Below are 13,570 nucleotides of genomic sequence, written 5' to 3'. Positions count from 1 at the left end.
GGCCGTCCGACGCTTCGTGCGGCATCCTGCACCCCAGAGCGGTTCGCCGGACGTCCGGCGGGGAAGAGCTCGGAACTGCGGGCCGAGGCGAGGAGGCGCAGGACATGGGTGAGCACGGCGAGGTACGGCCGGACGTCGTCGATGCGATCGTCGGCGTGCTCAAGGGGGGCGACGCCGGCGAGCTGCCGGCCGGCGCCACCGCCGCGGAGAAGACGGCGGCGAAGGACCGGTACCTGTCCGAGTTCGTCGCCGAGCGCAGCAAGCGCGACCGCCAGGCGCAGGCCTGGGAACTGCTGCTGACACGCAGCTACGACGACCCGCCCACGTGGCAGCGGATCTTCGACGACCTCGACCCCGGGGCGCACACGGAGCTCGGCGAGCTCTACGACGCCCTGCCCGAGGGGGCGCGCGAGGAGTACGCACGCCGGTACGGCGTGCCCTCCACCGTCTGAGCCCGCCACCCGCCCGCCGATGACCCGTCCCGTCACCGGGCCCGGCCGGCTCGTCGCCGGCCGCTACCGGCTGGAGTCCCAGATCGGCGGCGGGGGGATGGGCACCGTCTGGCTCGCGCGCGACGAGCTGCTGGGCAGGCAGGTCGCGGTCAAGCAAGTGCTCTCGCCGCTGGGAGCCGACGACAAGCAGATCGACGAGCAGCGCCAGCGGGCGCTGCGCGAGGGTCGCATCGCCGCCCGGCTGAGCCACCCGCACGCGATCTCGGTGTACGACGTCGCCCTGGAGGGCGGGGCGCCCTGGCTGGTGATGGAGTACCTGCCCTCGCGCAGCCTCGCGGAGGTGCTCGGCACCGAGGGCGTCCTGCAGGCAGGCCTGGTCGCGCAGATCGGGGCGCAGGTCGCCGACGCGCTGGCGGCCACGCACGCGGCCGGGATCGTCCACCGGGACGTGAAGCCGGCCAACATCCTCATCGGGCAGGGCGGCCGCGTCGCCGGTCTGGTCAAGATCACCGACTTCGGCATCTCGCACGCCCGCGGCGACGTCACCCTCACCCAGACCGGCCAGATCACGGGCACCCCGGCGTTCCTCGCCCCCGAGGTGGCCCAGGGGCACGAGATGACCGAGGCCAGCGACGTCTTCTCCCTCGGGGCCACGCTCTACACCTGCCTCGAGGGCACGCCCCCGTTCGGCATGGAGGACAACGCGCTCGGCATGCTGCACCGGGTCGCCGCGGGGCGGATCACGCCTCCGCTCCGCGCCGGGGCGCTCACCGAGCCACTGCTGCGGATGCTCGCCGAGGACCCCACCGCGCGGCCACCGATGACCGAGGTGCGCGACGAGCTGGCCCGGCTGGCCGCCGGCCGGGACGGCGACCCGACGACGGTGCTGCTGGCCCGCACGGACCTGCGGCCGTCGTCCGGGCCCGCCGGCACGGCGGTGTTCGCCGCCACCCCTCCGCAGGGATCCGCCGGCCCACCCACGCCCGCCCCGGTCCCGCCCGCGGCCGAGGCCGCTGCCGCTGCCGCAGGGGCTCCCCCCGCATCTGCGTCCGCTCCCACCTCCGCACCGACCGGGCGCCGACGCCGGGGTGCGTGGGTCACCGTCGGGGTCCTCGCCGTCGTGCTGCTGGGCGTGCTCGGACTGTGGCTGGGCACCTCGGGCGGCCTCGACCCCGACGACACGGCGGCGTCCTCCACGACGGGGACGTCCGAGGCGCCCGCCTCCAGCGAGGAGCCGGCGCCCACGCAGCCGGTGCAGGAGGAACCCGCGGCCCCCGTCGTCCCCCCGCCGGACGAGGACCCGGAGGACGGCGACGGTGGCGACGACGAGGGGAACGGGACCGGGAACGAGGAGGAGAACGGGGACGAGGCGGGCGACGGCGACGGCGAGGACCGCGGCGACCCGCTGTCCGAGCAGAACATCCGGAACTTCGTGCGGGACTACCACCGGCTGGTCATCCGTGATCCGGCGCAGGCGTGGGAGCTCACCGGCCCGACGCTGCGGGCGAACATCAGCCGGGACGGCTACATCCGCTACTGGAACCAGTTCGAGGACGTGCGCCTGAGCGACATCCGGGCGGCGGACGGGCAGACGACCGCGGCGGCCACCATGGAGCTCCGCTTCGCCGACGGCCGCCGCGAGACCGGGCCGCACGTGTTCACGTTCCTGGTCCGGGACGGGCAGTTGGTCCTCGACAGCGACTTCCCCGCCTGAGCGGACCGCCGGGACGACGACGGCGGCGCCCACCGGGTCCGGGAACCCGTGCGGACGCCGCCGTCGGAACTGCTGGCTGGCTGGCGGTGGCGGTGGGATTTGAACCCACGGAGGCTTGCACCTCACACGCTTTCGAGGCGTGCTCCTTCGGCCGCTCGGACACGCCACCGCCGAAGAGACTACAGGCCCCGCTGACGGCGGAAGAAGGCACGTAGCAGCGCGCCGCACTCCTCGGCTCGGACGCCGCCGGTGACCTCGGGCCGGTGGTTCAGCCGCCGGTCGCGGACCACGTCCCACAGCGATCCGGCCGCCCCGGCCTTGGGGTCGTCCGCGCCGTAGACCACCCGGTCGACCCGCGACAGCACGCTCGCCCCGGCGCACATCGTGCAGGGCTCGAGCGTGACCACCAGCGTGCAGCCGGCGAGCCGCCAGCCGTCGCCGTGCACGGCCGCCGCGGCGCGCAGCGCGAGCACCTCGGCGTGCGCCGTCGGGTCGCCCCGCTTCTCCCGCTCGTTGGCCGCCTCGGCGAGCACCGCGCCGCCGGGCCCTAGGACGACGGCGCCGATGGGCGTGTCGCCCCACTCCTCCGCGGCGGCCGCCAGCTCGAGCGCCCGCCCCATGGTGGCGTCGAGGTCGGGGGTCACCGGGTACCTCCGCGGGCGGTCGGTCTCTGCTTCCCCTGGGAAGCAGAGACCGACCGGGCCGGGGACGACTCCCCGGCCCGGCTCACGCGGCCCCGTCCAGGGGGAAGCCGACCAGCTCGGACAGCTCGGACAGTGCAGCGGCCGGGTCGACGACCTTGATGGTCGCGAAGCCCAGGGCCCGGGCCGGCTTGAGGTTGATGCCCAGGTCGTCGAGGTAGGCGCAGTCGGTCGCCTCGATCCGGCGGCCCACGGCGTCGGACAGCCGGTCCAGCGCCCGCCGGTAGATCTCCGGCTCCGGCTTCCGCACGCCCTCGACCGACGACTCGACGACCGTGTCGAACAGGCCGAGCAGGTCGCCCAGCGGTCCGGTCCGCTCCATCGGCGCCACGTTGTTCGACAGCAGGCCCACGGGCAGCCCGGCCTCCCGCAGCCGGCGCACCGCCTCGACCATCGCCGGGCGCAGCTCACCCCGCAGCCCGGCGAGCACGCGGGACGCGTCGATCCGGTGACCCAGCGCGGCGGCCTCGGCCTCGAATGCGGCGGAGAACCCGGCGACGTCGAGCTCGTTGCGCTCGTACCGCGCCCAGGCGTTCGTGTCGGGATCGGTGGAGTTCAGCTGCCGGATGAGCCCCTCGGGCAGCCCGGCCTCCCGCTCGTAGGCGGCGAAGGCGTGCATCGGGCTCTCGGTGATCACGCCGCCCAGGTCGAACACCACCGCCGAGACCGTCACGGGGTCACCGCCGCGGCCAGCTCGTCGGCGAAGCCCAGCCGGGTGGCGATCCGGGCCACCATCTCGTTGGCCCACAGGTCGTCAGCGGTCACGATCGGCCTCAGCTCCTCGGCCGGCAGCCCGTCGTCGGCGAACAGGTCGAGGTCGCCGCCGGGCCAGCCGGTCTCGTCGTCGTCGAAGGCGCCCTCGGTGTCGACGCCGATGCCGTAGCGCTCCACCACCTCGGCGGCGAGCACCCACTCGAGCATCGTCGCGTCGGAGATCAGCACCCGCACCATGCCGCCGGGACCGTGCCGCAGCGCCACGAAGTACAGCCGCGAGTCGACGACGAGCACGAACGGCGGCGGCCAGCCCCCGGCGCCGGGCTCCCCCAGCGCCCGCTCGAGCACCGGCAGCTCGTCACCGGCGTCGGCGGCGAGCAGATCCACCCTCCACCGGGAGCCGACGCGGGCGACCCGCACCGCGTAGCTGGCCGGGCCCATTCCTGCGCCCTCGCTCATCGCTCGCGTAGCAGAGTCGGGCCGGAGGTCTCCTCCACCGGCCGGTCCCGCAGGACGGCCATCACGTCGTCGACCGCGTCGGAGGAGACGCGGACGCACTCGGCGAGCTCCGGGGTGAGCAGGAGCGAGCGGGGCGCCATGGCGCGGAGGGCGGCAGGAGCGGGCAGGTCGGCGTCATAGCCTCTGATCATGGCCGAAGCCGCACGCCCTGGGGGACCACCCACCGGTGGGGCGCCGTCGTTCCCGGTCCCGACCATGCCCGCTCCCCCGGTCGGCGTGGTGGGGCTGGGCCAGCTCGGTGGCTCGCTGGCCGCCGCGCTGGCGGCCGCGGGGCGCCCGGTGTCCGGCTGGGACGTGGACCCGGCCGCCCGGGAGGCGGCGGCCGCACGGGGCGTCCGGATCACCCGCGAGCTCTCCGGCGTCGTCGTGCTCGCCGTGCCGCTCCCGGTGATGGCGACTGCCCTCGACGGGCTGACCGTCGACCCCGACGCGACGGTGACCGACCTGGGCTCGGTGAAGGTCCCGGTGCTCGACGCCGTCGGCGGCGCGCTGGGACGGCGTTTCGTCGGCGGGCACCCCATGTGCGGCACCGAGCGCTCGGGCCACGGAGCCACCGACCCCGGGCTGTTCACCGGCGCCCGCTGGGCGCTCTGCCTGGAGCCGGAGACGGAGCTGCCGCGATGGCTCCGGGTGGCCGAGGTGGCGCTCGCGGTGGGCGCGGAGGTCGTGCCGGTCACCGCCGCCGAGCACGACGACGCCGTCGCCGCCATCAGCCACGTCCCGCACCTGCTGGCCGCCGCCCTCGCCGCCGCGGCCGCCGATGCCGGACCGCTCGCGCTGGCGCTCGCCGCCGGCAGCTTCCGCGACGGGACCCGGGTGATCGGCAGCGACCCCGGTCTCGTGACGGCGATGGTCGAGGGCAACGCGGGCCCGACGACCGCGGCGCTGGATCGGGTCCGCGCCCAGCTCTCCCGGCCCTGGCCCGAGCTCGTCGCCGCGGGTCACGCCGTCGGCACCCGGGCCGGCGACCGACGCACCGTCCGGGTACCGCTGGACCGCGCCGCCCTGCTGGCCCTCGGCCGCGCCGGCGGGGCCGTGCACCGCCGGCTGGCCGCGTTCGTGGAGGGCTGGGTCCCCGGCCAGGGTTGACCGCCCTCGCCGTTTCGCGCACGCGTCCCCGGGCACGGACCGGGGCATGGACGAGGAAGACATCCTGAAGCGCATCCACACCCTGGTCGACGAGGAGCACGCGCTGCGCGACAGCAGCGAGCACACCGACGAGACGCGGGCCCGCATGAGCAAGCTCGAGGCCGACCTCGACCAGTGCTGGGACCTGCTGCGGCAGCGCCGGGCGAAGCGGCAGTACGACGAGAACCCGGACGAGGCGCAGGCCCGCCCCGAGCAGCAGGTGGAGAGCTACCTGCAGTAGCAGTGCCGTCCGGAGGCTCCCCCGGCCTGCGAGGGGTCAGGGGGCGGGCGGAATCCTCCCGGCTAGGCGGAGCGCCGGGCAGGCTCACCGTGCTCGGTGCCCAGCAGGGCCAGCTGCCAGAGCAGCCGCGACCGCGGGTCGGTCACCTTCCGGCCGGTCACCGACTCGATCCGCCGGAGCCGGTGCATCACGGTGTTCCGGTGGCAGTACAGCGCGTCGGCGGCGCGGGTCGGTGACCCGTCGGTGGCGAGGAACGCCGCGAGCGTGTCCAGCAGCACCCCGCGCTCGTCGTCGGGCAGCTCGAGCAGCCCGCCGAGGGACTGGCCCACCAGGCGGGAGCTGATCTCGGGCGAGTTGCTCAGCAGCGCCTCGGGCAGCCGGTCGTCGATGCTGACCACGCGGCGCACCCCTGCGGGCAGCGTGCGCACCGCTGTCTCGGCCAGGCGGTAGGCCGCACCGACCGCGGCGGCGCCCTCGACGACGTCGGACACCCCGACCGGGCCGTTCGCGGCCCCCCGCAGCAGGCTCAGGAGATCGCCCGGGCGGATCGCCGCGAGCACCACGACACCCACCTGGGTGTCACCGCGAGCCCCCCACACGGACCGGACGCCGCGCTTGAGCAACGCCTCGCCCGGGGCGTCGAGCGCCGGAACCCCACCGGAACCCGGCAGCGCCACGACCGCCATGAGCCGACCGTCGAGCGGCATGGCCAGCGTCTCCGCGGCGATGCGCACGAACGCCGGATCGCTCCCCCGGCCCTCCAGCAGGCCGTCGAGCGCCTGCTGCCGGGCCTGCTCGTCGACGCCGGCGAGCCGCCGCTGCTCCTGCCGGTAGCCCTCGGCGACCGCCGCGCACTCCGCGTCGTTCGTGCGCCAGACCGAGCCGGCGACCTCCAGCAGCAGGGTGTCGTGCTGGCCCGTGCCGCTCCGGGAGACCAGGAGGAGCGCCTCCCAGGTGACCTGCCCGCCGAGCCGGTAGGCCCGCAGCACCGCCTCGAGCGGCAGGCCCTGCGCCGCCCGCCGCCGGCCGACCTCCCGCGCCGACGCCAGGTGGGGGGTCCCGGTGCCGGCCGCCGCGGACATCAGCGACCGGAGCCCGTTCTCGAGGTTCGACCGCGTGGACATCCGCACGTCCTGCTCGGACTGCCCGACCAGCTCGCGGTAGGCCGGCTCCGTGCGGACCAGCACGTCGAGCATCCGGTCGGTCATCGCGTCGAGCTGGTCCATCAGCCGGGGCGCCAGCTGCCCGAGCCTGGTCGCCACCTCCGGACGGAAGGGCTGCACGCGATCACCTCCTCCGACGGCGCCGCTGAAAGCACAACACGAGACGCGCATGACTGTGCGATCAGCCCATTGTGAGTGCGGACACAGCCGGGCAGGGTCGGCGCAGCACGGTCGTGACCCATCGACGCCGGCCCCGCGACCCGGCGGCCGTCGGCGACCCGTCACCGGCCTCCGGTCACCCGTTCCCCGGCGGCCCCGCGCACCCCATGAGCCCCGCCTCCCCGAGACCCGGGACACACAGCACAACCCGATCTCGTGATCGCTGTGCGGTGCGCCCATTGTGACCGGCGACACCGCCGGGCAGTCTCAGCGGGACATACCCGCGACCCGACTCGCCGCCCCGCTCACGGGGCGGCGACCCCGCCGATGCAGAGGAGCAGTGGGCCCCTTGGCGCAGCCGCCCGGCAGCCAGCGAACGCACGAATCACCGCCCACGGCCCGGCTCGAGATGACCGGGATCAACGTCGCCTTCGGCGGCGTGCTGGCCCTCACCGACGTGTCGGTGACCGTCGAGCCGGGCCAGGTGCACGGACTGATAGGCCCGAACGGGGCCGGCAAGACGACCCTCTTCAACGTCGCGTGCGGCCTGGTCCGCCCGACGTCGGGCCGGATCACCTGGCGCGGGGAGGAGATGCGCCGGCTCAAGCCCAGCAAGCTCACCTCCCTGGGCATCGCCCGCACCCTGCAGGGGGTCGGCCTGTTCCCCGGCATGACCGTGCTGGAGAACGTCATGGTCGGCGCCCACCGGCACGCCCGCGCCGGCTTCTTCTCGGCGCTGGTGGCGCTGCCCACGTCGGACAAGGACGAGCGGCTGCTGCGCGAGCGGGCGATGCGCGCGCTGATCGAGCTGAACGCCGGGGAGTACGCCGGCCGCTACCCCGGCTCGCTGCCCTACCCGGTGCAGAAGCGGGTCGCGCTGGCCCGGGCGCTGGTCTCCGAGCCCGAGCTGCTGCTGCTCGACGAGCCCGCCAGCGGCCTCTCCGAGGACGAGATGAACGAGCTCGGCGACCTGATCCGCTCGGTCGTCGGCCGGATGAGCGTGCTCCTGGTCGAGCACCACATGGACCTGGTCATGCGGGTCTGCGACCGGATCACCGTCCTCGACTCGGGCAAGCAGATCGCCGCCGGCACCCCGGCGGAGGTCCAGGCCGACCCGGCGGTCACCGAGGCCTACCTCGGCGACGCCGTCGACCCGATGGCCGACGCCGACGAGCTGACCCACGCCGACGGAGGACGGACCCATGCCTGAGATCCACGGCAGCACGGCGCTGTCCGCCACCGGCGGCAACCCGACCGGCGGCACCGCCACCACGACCCGGCTGCTCGAGGTGGAGGGACTCACCTCCACCTACGGGCCGGTCCGCGCCCTCGACGGCGTCTCCCTCTCGGCCGAGGCCGGGCGGATCACCGCCGTCCTGGGCGCCAACGGAGCGGGCAAGACGACGCTGCTGCGCACCATCAGCGGCCTGGTCCGCCCGGTCGCCGGACGTGTGCTCCTCGACGGCGAGGACATCACCAAGGCACCGGTCGAGGCGATGGTCAGCAAGGGCATGGCGCACGTTCCCGAGGGCCGCGGCGTGATCTCCGAGCTCACCGTCGACGAGAACCTGCGGGTCGGTGCGCTCTTCCGCGGCAAGGTAGGCAAGGAGGAGTTCGACCGGGTCTACGACCTGTTCCCACGCATCGCCGAGCGCAAGAACAACGCGGCCCACACCCTGTCCGGCGGTGAGCGGCAGATGCTCGTCATCGGCCGGGCGCTGCTGGCCCAGCCGCGCGTCCTGCTGCTCGACGAGCCGTCGCTGGGCCTCGCACCGCGCATCGTCGCGCAGATCTTCGGACTGCTCCGCCAGCTGGTGGACTCCGAGAACCTGTCGGTGCTGCTGGTCGAGCAGAACGCCCGCAGCGCCCTGTCGGTCGCCGATGTCGGCGTCGTCCTCAACCTCGGCCGGGTGGTGGTCACCGACTCCGCCCGCACGCTGATGGCCGACGAGGACCTCCGGCACGCCTACCTCGGTTTCTGACCCTCCCCGCACTGCCAGGAAGGCTTCCTCCTCCGTGGACTACTTCGTCAACGTGACCCTCACCGGGTTGACCCAGGGCATGATCTACTCGGCCTTCGCCCTGGCCCTGGTGCTCATCTGGCGATCGACCCGCATCGTCAACTTCGCCCAGGGCTCGATGGCCGCGGCCACCACGTTCATCGCCCTGGCCCTCATCCAGGCCGGCGCCTCCTACTGGGTGGCGCTGATCGCCGCCCTGGCCTCCGGCTTCGTCCTCGGCGCCATCGTGGAGCGGGTGATCATCCGCCCGGTCGAGGGTGGCCCCGAGCTGAACGCGGTCATCGTGACCCTCGGCCTCTTCGTCGCCATCCAGGCGAGCATCGCCATCATCTTCGGCTCGTCGTTCCAGTCGTTCCCCACGCCGTTCGGCGTGCGCGGGTTCGAAGTGGGTGACACGACGATCCCGCTGACCCCGACCAGCCTCTACGTCATCGGCTCGGTGCTGATCGTGATGGCGCTGCTGGTCGCGCTGTTCAGGTTCACCCGCGTCGGCCTGGCCATGCGCGCCTCGGCGTTCAGCCAGGAGGTCGCCCGGCTGCTCGGCGTCAAGGTCGGCGGCATGCTCACCCTCGGGTGGGGGCTGGCCGCCGTCGTCGGCTCGCTCTCGGGCCTGCTGATCGCCGGCGGCACGTTCGTCTGGCCGGCCTACATGGACGCGTTGATCGTGTTCGGGTTCGTCGCCGCCATCATCGGCGGCCTCGACTCGCCGGTCGGCGCGATCGTCGGTGGGCTGATCCTGGGACTGGCGCTGAGCTACGTGAGCGGCTACGCCCCGCGCGGAAGTGCGCTGGTCAACATCTCCGCCCTGGTCATCCTCATCGTCGTGCTGCTGGTGCGTCCGGGCGGCCTGTTCAGCAGCACCACGGCTCGGAGGGCATGACCATGAGCGACCTGCAGAGCCCCGCCTCCACCCCCGGCACGGCCGGCAAGGCCTCCTCCGAGGCGCCCGTCAAGGCCACCGCCGGCGGGGACGCCCCCTCGGCGCCGGCCGAGGCCGGCCGTTCCTTCCTGCCCGGGTCCACGCTGCTGCGCCACCTGCTGGTGCTCGCCGTCTGCGCCGTGCTGGCGGTGGTGATCCTCGAGATCACCAGCCCGTTCCAGAACTCGCAGCTGGCGACCCTCACCTACTACGCCATCGCGGCCGGTGGCCTCACCGTGCTCACCGGCATGAACGGGCAGATCTCGCTCGGCCACGGTGCGCTCATGGCGGCCGGCGCCTACACCACGGCGTTGTTCCTCGACGCCGAGGAGCCGCTGCCCCTGCCGGTGATCCTGCTGGCCGCGGTCGTGGTGGCCACGGCGATCGGCGCCCTCGTCGGGGTGGCCGCCGCCCGGCTGCACGGCCCGTACCTGGCCGGTGCGACGCTCGCGCTCGCCGTCGGCCTGCCCGGTCTGGCGATCTACTTCCACGACATCTTCGGCGGCGAGCAGGGCATGCGGGTCCGCGCCCCGCAGGCCCCGGAGTGGTTCGACGGGTTCATCGCGGCGGTGTCGGGCAACGCGGCGTCGAGCACCAAGTGGCTGGCCTACGTCGGCGCGATCTGCCTGCTGATCACGTACTTCTTCCTGGCCAACCTGATCCGCAGCCGGATCGGGCGCACCTGGCGGGCGGTGCGCGACCAGGAGGTCGCCGCGGAGCTGGCCGGCGTGAACCTCGGCGCCTGGCGGGTGCTGGCGTTCGTCGTCAGCGCCGCCGCGGCCGGGCTGGCCGGTGGCGTGCTGGCCATCGTGGTCCGCCTCGCCGCCCCCAGCGGCTTCACGCTCGTGCTCTCCATCGCCCTGCTCACCGCGATCGTCATCGGCGGCCTGGGGAGCCTGATCGGCGCCCTGCTCGGCTCGGCGCTGCTGGTCTTCCTCCCGCCGTTCGTCACCGACCTCGGCGTCGACTTCGGGCTCAACCAGACCGAGGCCGCGCAGCTGGCGCCGTTCGTCTACGGCGTCGTGCTCATCGTGGTGATGATCGCCGCTCCGGCCGGCTTCGTCGGGACCATCCGCCTCCGCTGGATGACCCGCAAGGCCAAGCGGGCGATGGCTCAGGCCGGCGCCGACGGCGCGAGCAGCAGCAGGGGGTGAGGGCGACCCCTTCGACCCGCCTCATCCGGCCGCTCCACCCCACCCATACTCCCGGGCACCGACGCCCGGGCCGCACCAGAGGAGAACTGTTGTCCAGATCCTCCCGACGTCTCGTGTCCTGCCTCGCCGCAGCCACCGTCGTCTCCACCGTTGCCGCCTGCGGCGGCGGCGGTGGTGGCGGCGGCGGTGGTGGCGGCGGCGGCGGCGGCGAGAACGAGGCCTCCGACATCGGCGTCACCGAGGACACCATCCGCCTCGGCGCCCACTACCCGCTCACCGGTGTGGCCGCTCCCGGCTACAGCGAGATCCCGACCGGTGTGGAGGCGTACTTCGAGTACGTCAACGCCAACGGCGGGGTCAATGGCCGGCAGATCGAGTACATCTACCGCGACGACGCCTACAACCCGACCAACACGACGCAGGTCGTGAACCAGCTCGTGCTGGAGGACGAGGTCTTCGCGATCGTCAATGGTCTGGGCACCCCGACCCACAGCGCCGTCCTGGACTTCCTGAACAGCGAGGGCGTGCCCGACCTGTTCGTCTCCTCGGGCTCGCTGCTGTGGGGTGACGACCCGGAGACCAACCCGTACACCTTCGGGTGGCAGACCGACTACATGAGCGAAGGAAAGATCATCGGCGAGTACATCGCCGAGAACCACCCCGACGCGCAGGTCGGGCTCTTCCTCCAGGACGACGACTTCGGCGAGGACGGCGAGGCGGGCATCCGCCAGTACGTCGACGACCAGATCGTCGCCGCCGAGCGGTACGTGCCGGGCAACACCAACGTCGGCCCGCAGATCGCCGCGCTGCAGGCAGCCGGGGCCGACTTCGTCGTTGGCTTCAACGTGCCCAGCTACACGGCCCTCTCGCAGCTGACCGCCCTGCAGCTCGGCTACGACCCGCAGTGGTTCTACTCCAACGTGGGCTCCGACCCGACGCTGGTCGGCAGCCTGCTGCAGAACTTCTCGCAGGGCGCGGTGAGCGACGCCAGCCTGCTCGACGGCGCGCTGACCACCGGCTACCTGCCGACCGTCGACATGACCGACAACCCGTGGATCCAGCTCTACCAGCGGATCTGGGACGAACACGGTGGCGAGGGTGAGCTCACCAACTACCGGGCGTACGGGATGAGCGTGGCCTACACGACCGTCCAGGCCCTGCAGGCCGCCGGTCAGAACCCGACCCGCGACGGCATCATCGAGGCGATCGAGACCGTCGGCGCCGACTGGGAGGGCCCGATCTTCGCGCCGTTCCGCTACTCCGAGGAGAGCCACATGGGCACGAACGGCATGACCGTCGAGCGCATCGTGGGCACCGGCTCGGAGCTCGTCCAGGACATCCGCACCACCGACATCGGCGACGCTCCCATCGAGCCGTTCGACGGCGAGCCGGCCTCTCCGCCGGAGAACGGGATCCCCGACGAGGAGTCGGCCGTCGACTGAACGAGGACCCCGTCCCTCTTACCCTGCCCAAGCTCGGGGTGAGGCTCCGGACGGGCCAGCAGCACCACGGCGGGCCGCCGGTCTCCTTCGGGAGGCCGGCGGCCCGTCCGCGTTCCCTTGCGAAAACACTTCGGCCTCGAAGTGTGTGCGCTGTTGATCTCCGGGTAGGGCGCGGGGAACGCGCGATCGGTCTTAGGAGGACAGCCATGGTGGAGCAGCCGGTAGGCGAGGCGCGGACGATCCGCCGGGCGGTCGTCACCGGAGGAGCCGGGTTCCTCGGCTCCCACCTGTGCGAGCAGCTGCTCGAGCGCGGGGTCGAAGTGGTCTGCCTCGACAACTTCCTCACCGGCTCACCCGAGAACGTCGTGCACCTTCTGGAGCACCCCGGCTTCCGGCTGGTCCGCTGCGACGTGACCGACTACGTGCACGTCCCCGGCCCGGTCGACCTGGTGCTGCACTTCGCCTCACCCGCCAGCCCCATCGACTACCTCAAGATGCCGATCGAGACGCTGAAGGTCGGCAGCCTGGGCACGCTGCACACCCTGGGCCTCGCCCACGACAAGGGAGCCCGGTACGTCCTCGCCTCGACGTCGGAGGTCTACGGCGACCCGCTGCAGCACCCGCAGACCGAGGAGTACTGGGGCAACGTCAACCCCGTGGGCCCGCGGGGCGTCTACGACGAGGCCAAGCGCTTCAGCGAGGCGATGGCCACCGCCTACCGGACGTCGAAGGGCACCGACACCGGCATCGTGCGGATCTTCAACACCTACGGCCCCCGGATGCGCGCCGACGACGGCCGCGCCATCCCCGCCTTCGTCAACCAGGCCCTCGAAGGCCGGCCGCTCACCGTCGCCGGCGACGGGTCGCAGACCCGCTCGATCTGCTATGTCGACGACACCGTCGCCGGGATCCTGGAGATGGCCTTCTCCGGCCACGCCGGCCCGGTGAACATCGGCAACCCCGACGAGCTGTCGATGCTGCGGCTGGCCCGCTGGATCGTCGAGCTGACCGGCTCCGACTCCCCCATCGACTACATCGACCTGCCGGTCGACGATCCCAAGGTGCGCCGCCCCGACACCACCCGCGCCGAGCAGCTGCTCGGCTGGCGGCCGCGGGTGACGTCGGAGGAGGGTCTCCGGCGCACCGTCGAGTGGTTCGCCGCCCGGCGGAGCGCGACGCAGGCCCACGCTGCCTGACCGTCCGTCGCGGCGCGTGCGAGGAGGGTCACCCTGGAGCGACGCAG

The 13,570-nt window shown here is 73.4% G+C and carries 15 protein-coding genes and 1 tRNA gene; 10 read left to right on the top strand and 6 right to left on the bottom strand.

Annotation, left to right across the window (positions count from 1 at the left end; genetic code table 11):
* Window positions 1-104: 104 nt before the first annotated feature.
* Both ABC795_RS01705 and ABC795_RS01700 read left to right on the top strand, forming a co-directional pair.
* Window positions 105-452 carry a hypothetical protein gene (locus tag ABC795_RS01705; protein WP_347059095.1) on the top strand — a complete coding sequence of 116 codons (348 nt, stop codon included), beginning with the start codon at window positions 105-107 and terminating at the stop codon, window positions 450-452.
* A 19-nt stretch (window positions 453-471) separates the two neighbouring features.
* Window positions 472-2,166: a serine/threonine-protein kinase gene (locus ABC795_RS01700; RefSeq protein WP_347059093.1), complete on the top strand. Its 1,695-nt coding sequence runs from the start codon at window positions 472-474 to the stop codon at window positions 2,164-2,166.
* Between the two features lie 81 nt (window positions 2,167-2,247).
* On the opposite strand, the gene ABC795_RS01695 is transcribed toward ABC795_RS01700, so the two are convergent.
* The 5 genes from ABC795_RS01695 to ABC795_RS01675 form a co-directional block, all read right to left on the bottom strand.
* Window positions 2,248-2,335, bottom strand: a tRNA-Ser gene (locus ABC795_RS01695).
* Between the two features lie 10 nt (window positions 2,336-2,345).
* A complete protein-coding gene (locus tag ABC795_RS01690; RefSeq protein ID WP_347060670.1) occupies window positions 2,346-2,786 on the bottom strand; it encodes a nucleoside deaminase in 441 nt (146 codons plus the stop codon).
* A gap of 106 nt (window positions 2,787-2,892) precedes the next feature.
* Window positions 2,893-3,540: an HAD-IA family hydrolase gene (locus tag ABC795_RS01685; RefSeq protein WP_347059090.1), complete on the bottom strand. Its 648-nt coding sequence runs from the start codon at window positions 3,538-3,540 to the stop codon at window positions 2,893-2,895.
* On the bottom strand, window positions 3,537-4,040 hold the full coding sequence (locus ABC795_RS01680; RefSeq protein WP_347059088.1) for a tRNA adenosine deaminase-associated protein: 504 nt from the start codon (window positions 4,038-4,040) through the stop codon (window positions 3,537-3,539). The genes ABC795_RS01685 and ABC795_RS01680 overlap by 4 nt, the downstream gene beginning before the upstream one ends.
* Entirely contained in the window at window positions 4,037-4,231 is a 195-nt protein-coding gene (locus ABC795_RS01675) for a hypothetical protein (protein ID WP_347059086.1), read from the bottom strand. The genes ABC795_RS01680 and ABC795_RS01675 overlap by 4 nt, the downstream gene beginning before the upstream one ends.
* Window positions 4,232-4,295: 64 nt before the next feature.
* Between ABC795_RS01675 and ABC795_RS01670 the strand changes: the two genes are divergently transcribed.
* Both ABC795_RS01670 and ABC795_RS01665 read left to right on the top strand, forming a co-directional pair.
* Window positions 4,296-5,189, top strand: a complete 894-nt coding sequence (locus tag ABC795_RS01670; RefSeq protein ID WP_347059084.1) for a prephenate dehydrogenase/arogenate dehydrogenase family protein — start codon at window positions 4,296-4,298, stop codon at window positions 5,187-5,189.
* Between the two features lie 46 nt (window positions 5,190-5,235).
* Window positions 5,236-5,469, top strand: a complete 234-nt coding sequence (locus tag ABC795_RS01665) for a DUF2630 family protein (protein WP_347059083.1) — start codon at window positions 5,236-5,238, stop codon at window positions 5,467-5,469.
* 62 nt (window positions 5,470-5,531) lie between these two features.
* Here ABC795_RS01665 and ABC795_RS01660 read toward each other — a convergent pair whose 3' ends face one another.
* Window positions 5,532-6,752: a helix-turn-helix domain-containing protein gene (locus ABC795_RS01660; RefSeq protein ID WP_347059082.1), complete on the bottom strand. Its 1,221-nt coding sequence runs from the start codon at window positions 6,750-6,752 to the stop codon at window positions 5,532-5,534.
* Window positions 6,753-7,131: 379 nt separating this feature from the next.
* On the opposite strand from ABC795_RS01660, the gene ABC795_RS01655 reads away from it, so the two are divergent.
* The 6 genes from ABC795_RS01655 to ABC795_RS01630 all read left to right on the top strand — a co-directional run bounded on the left by ABC795_RS01655 (window position 7,132) and on the right by ABC795_RS01630 (window position 13,523).
* A complete protein-coding gene (locus ABC795_RS01655; protein WP_347059081.1) occupies window positions 7,132-8,001 on the top strand; it encodes an ABC transporter ATP-binding protein in 870 nt (289 codons plus the stop codon).
* A complete protein-coding gene (locus tag ABC795_RS01650; RefSeq protein ID WP_347059080.1) occupies window positions 7,994-8,773 on the top strand; it encodes an ABC transporter ATP-binding protein in 780 nt (259 codons plus the stop codon). The genes ABC795_RS01655 and ABC795_RS01650 overlap by 8 nt, the downstream gene beginning before the upstream one ends.
* 34 nt (window positions 8,774-8,807) lie before the next feature.
* Window positions 8,808-9,692, top strand: coding sequence for a branched-chain amino acid ABC transporter permease (locus tag ABC795_RS01645; protein WP_347059079.1), 885 nt, complete (start codon window positions 8,808-8,810; stop codon window positions 9,690-9,692).
* Between the two features lie 2 nt (window positions 9,693-9,694).
* Entirely contained in the window at window positions 9,695-10,885 is a 1,191-nt protein-coding gene (locus tag ABC795_RS01640) for a branched-chain amino acid ABC transporter permease (protein ID WP_347059078.1), read from the top strand.
* 89 nt (window positions 10,886-10,974) lie between these two features.
* A complete protein-coding gene (locus ABC795_RS01635; protein WP_347059077.1) occupies window positions 10,975-12,327 on the top strand; it encodes an ABC transporter substrate-binding protein in 1,353 nt (450 codons plus the stop codon).
* Window positions 12,328-12,533: 206 nt separating this feature from the next.
* Complete coding sequence (locus ABC795_RS01630) at window positions 12,534-13,523, top strand: UDP-glucuronic acid decarboxylase family protein (RefSeq protein WP_347059076.1); 990 nt, start codon at window positions 12,534-12,536, stop codon at window positions 13,521-13,523.
* Window positions 13,524-13,570 lie beyond the last annotated feature (47 nt).

Source organism: Blastococcus sp. HT6-30 (assembly GCF_039729015.1).
Taxonomy (GTDB): Bacteria; Actinomycetota; Actinomycetes; order Mycobacteriales; family Geodermatophilaceae; genus Blastococcus.
This window is presented reverse-complemented; position numbering and strand designations above follow the sequence as displayed.

Coding starts and splice junctions, on each gene's coding strand:
- ABC795_RS01640 (WP_347059078.1), top strand. CDS start 9,695: ATGAGCGACCTGCAGAGCCCCGCCTCCACCCCCGGCACGGCCGGCAAG.
- ABC795_RS01705 (WP_347059095.1), top strand. CDS start 105: ATGGGTGAGCACGGCGAGGTACGGCCGGACGTCGTCGATGCGATCGTC.
- ABC795_RS01670 (WP_347059084.1), top strand. CDS start 4,296: ATGCCCGCTCCCCCGGTCGGCGTGGTGGGGCTGGGCCAGCTCGGTGGC.
- ABC795_RS01680 (WP_347059088.1), bottom strand. CDS start 4,040: ATGAGCGAGGGCGCAGGAATGGGCCCGGCCAGCTACGCGGTGCGGGTC.
- ABC795_RS01675 (WP_347059086.1), bottom strand. CDS start 4,231: ATGATCAGAGGCTATGACGCCGACCTGCCCGCTCCTGCCGCCCTCCGC.
- ABC795_RS01630 (WP_347059076.1), top strand. CDS start 12,534: ATGGTGGAGCAGCCGGTAGGCGAGGCGCGGACGATCCGCCGGGCGGTC.
- ABC795_RS01690 (WP_347060670.1), bottom strand. CDS start 2,786: ATGGGGCGGGCGCTCGAGCTGGCGGCCGCCGCGGAGGAGTGGGGCGAC.
- ABC795_RS01700 (WP_347059093.1), top strand. CDS start 472: ATGACCCGTCCCGTCACCGGGCCCGGCCGGCTCGTCGCCGGCCGCTAC.
- ABC795_RS01650 (WP_347059080.1), top strand. CDS start 7,994: ATGCCTGAGATCCACGGCAGCACGGCGCTGTCCGCCACCGGCGGCAAC.
- ABC795_RS01665 (WP_347059083.1), top strand. CDS start 5,236: ATGGACGAGGAAGACATCCTGAAGCGCATCCACACCCTGGTCGACGAG.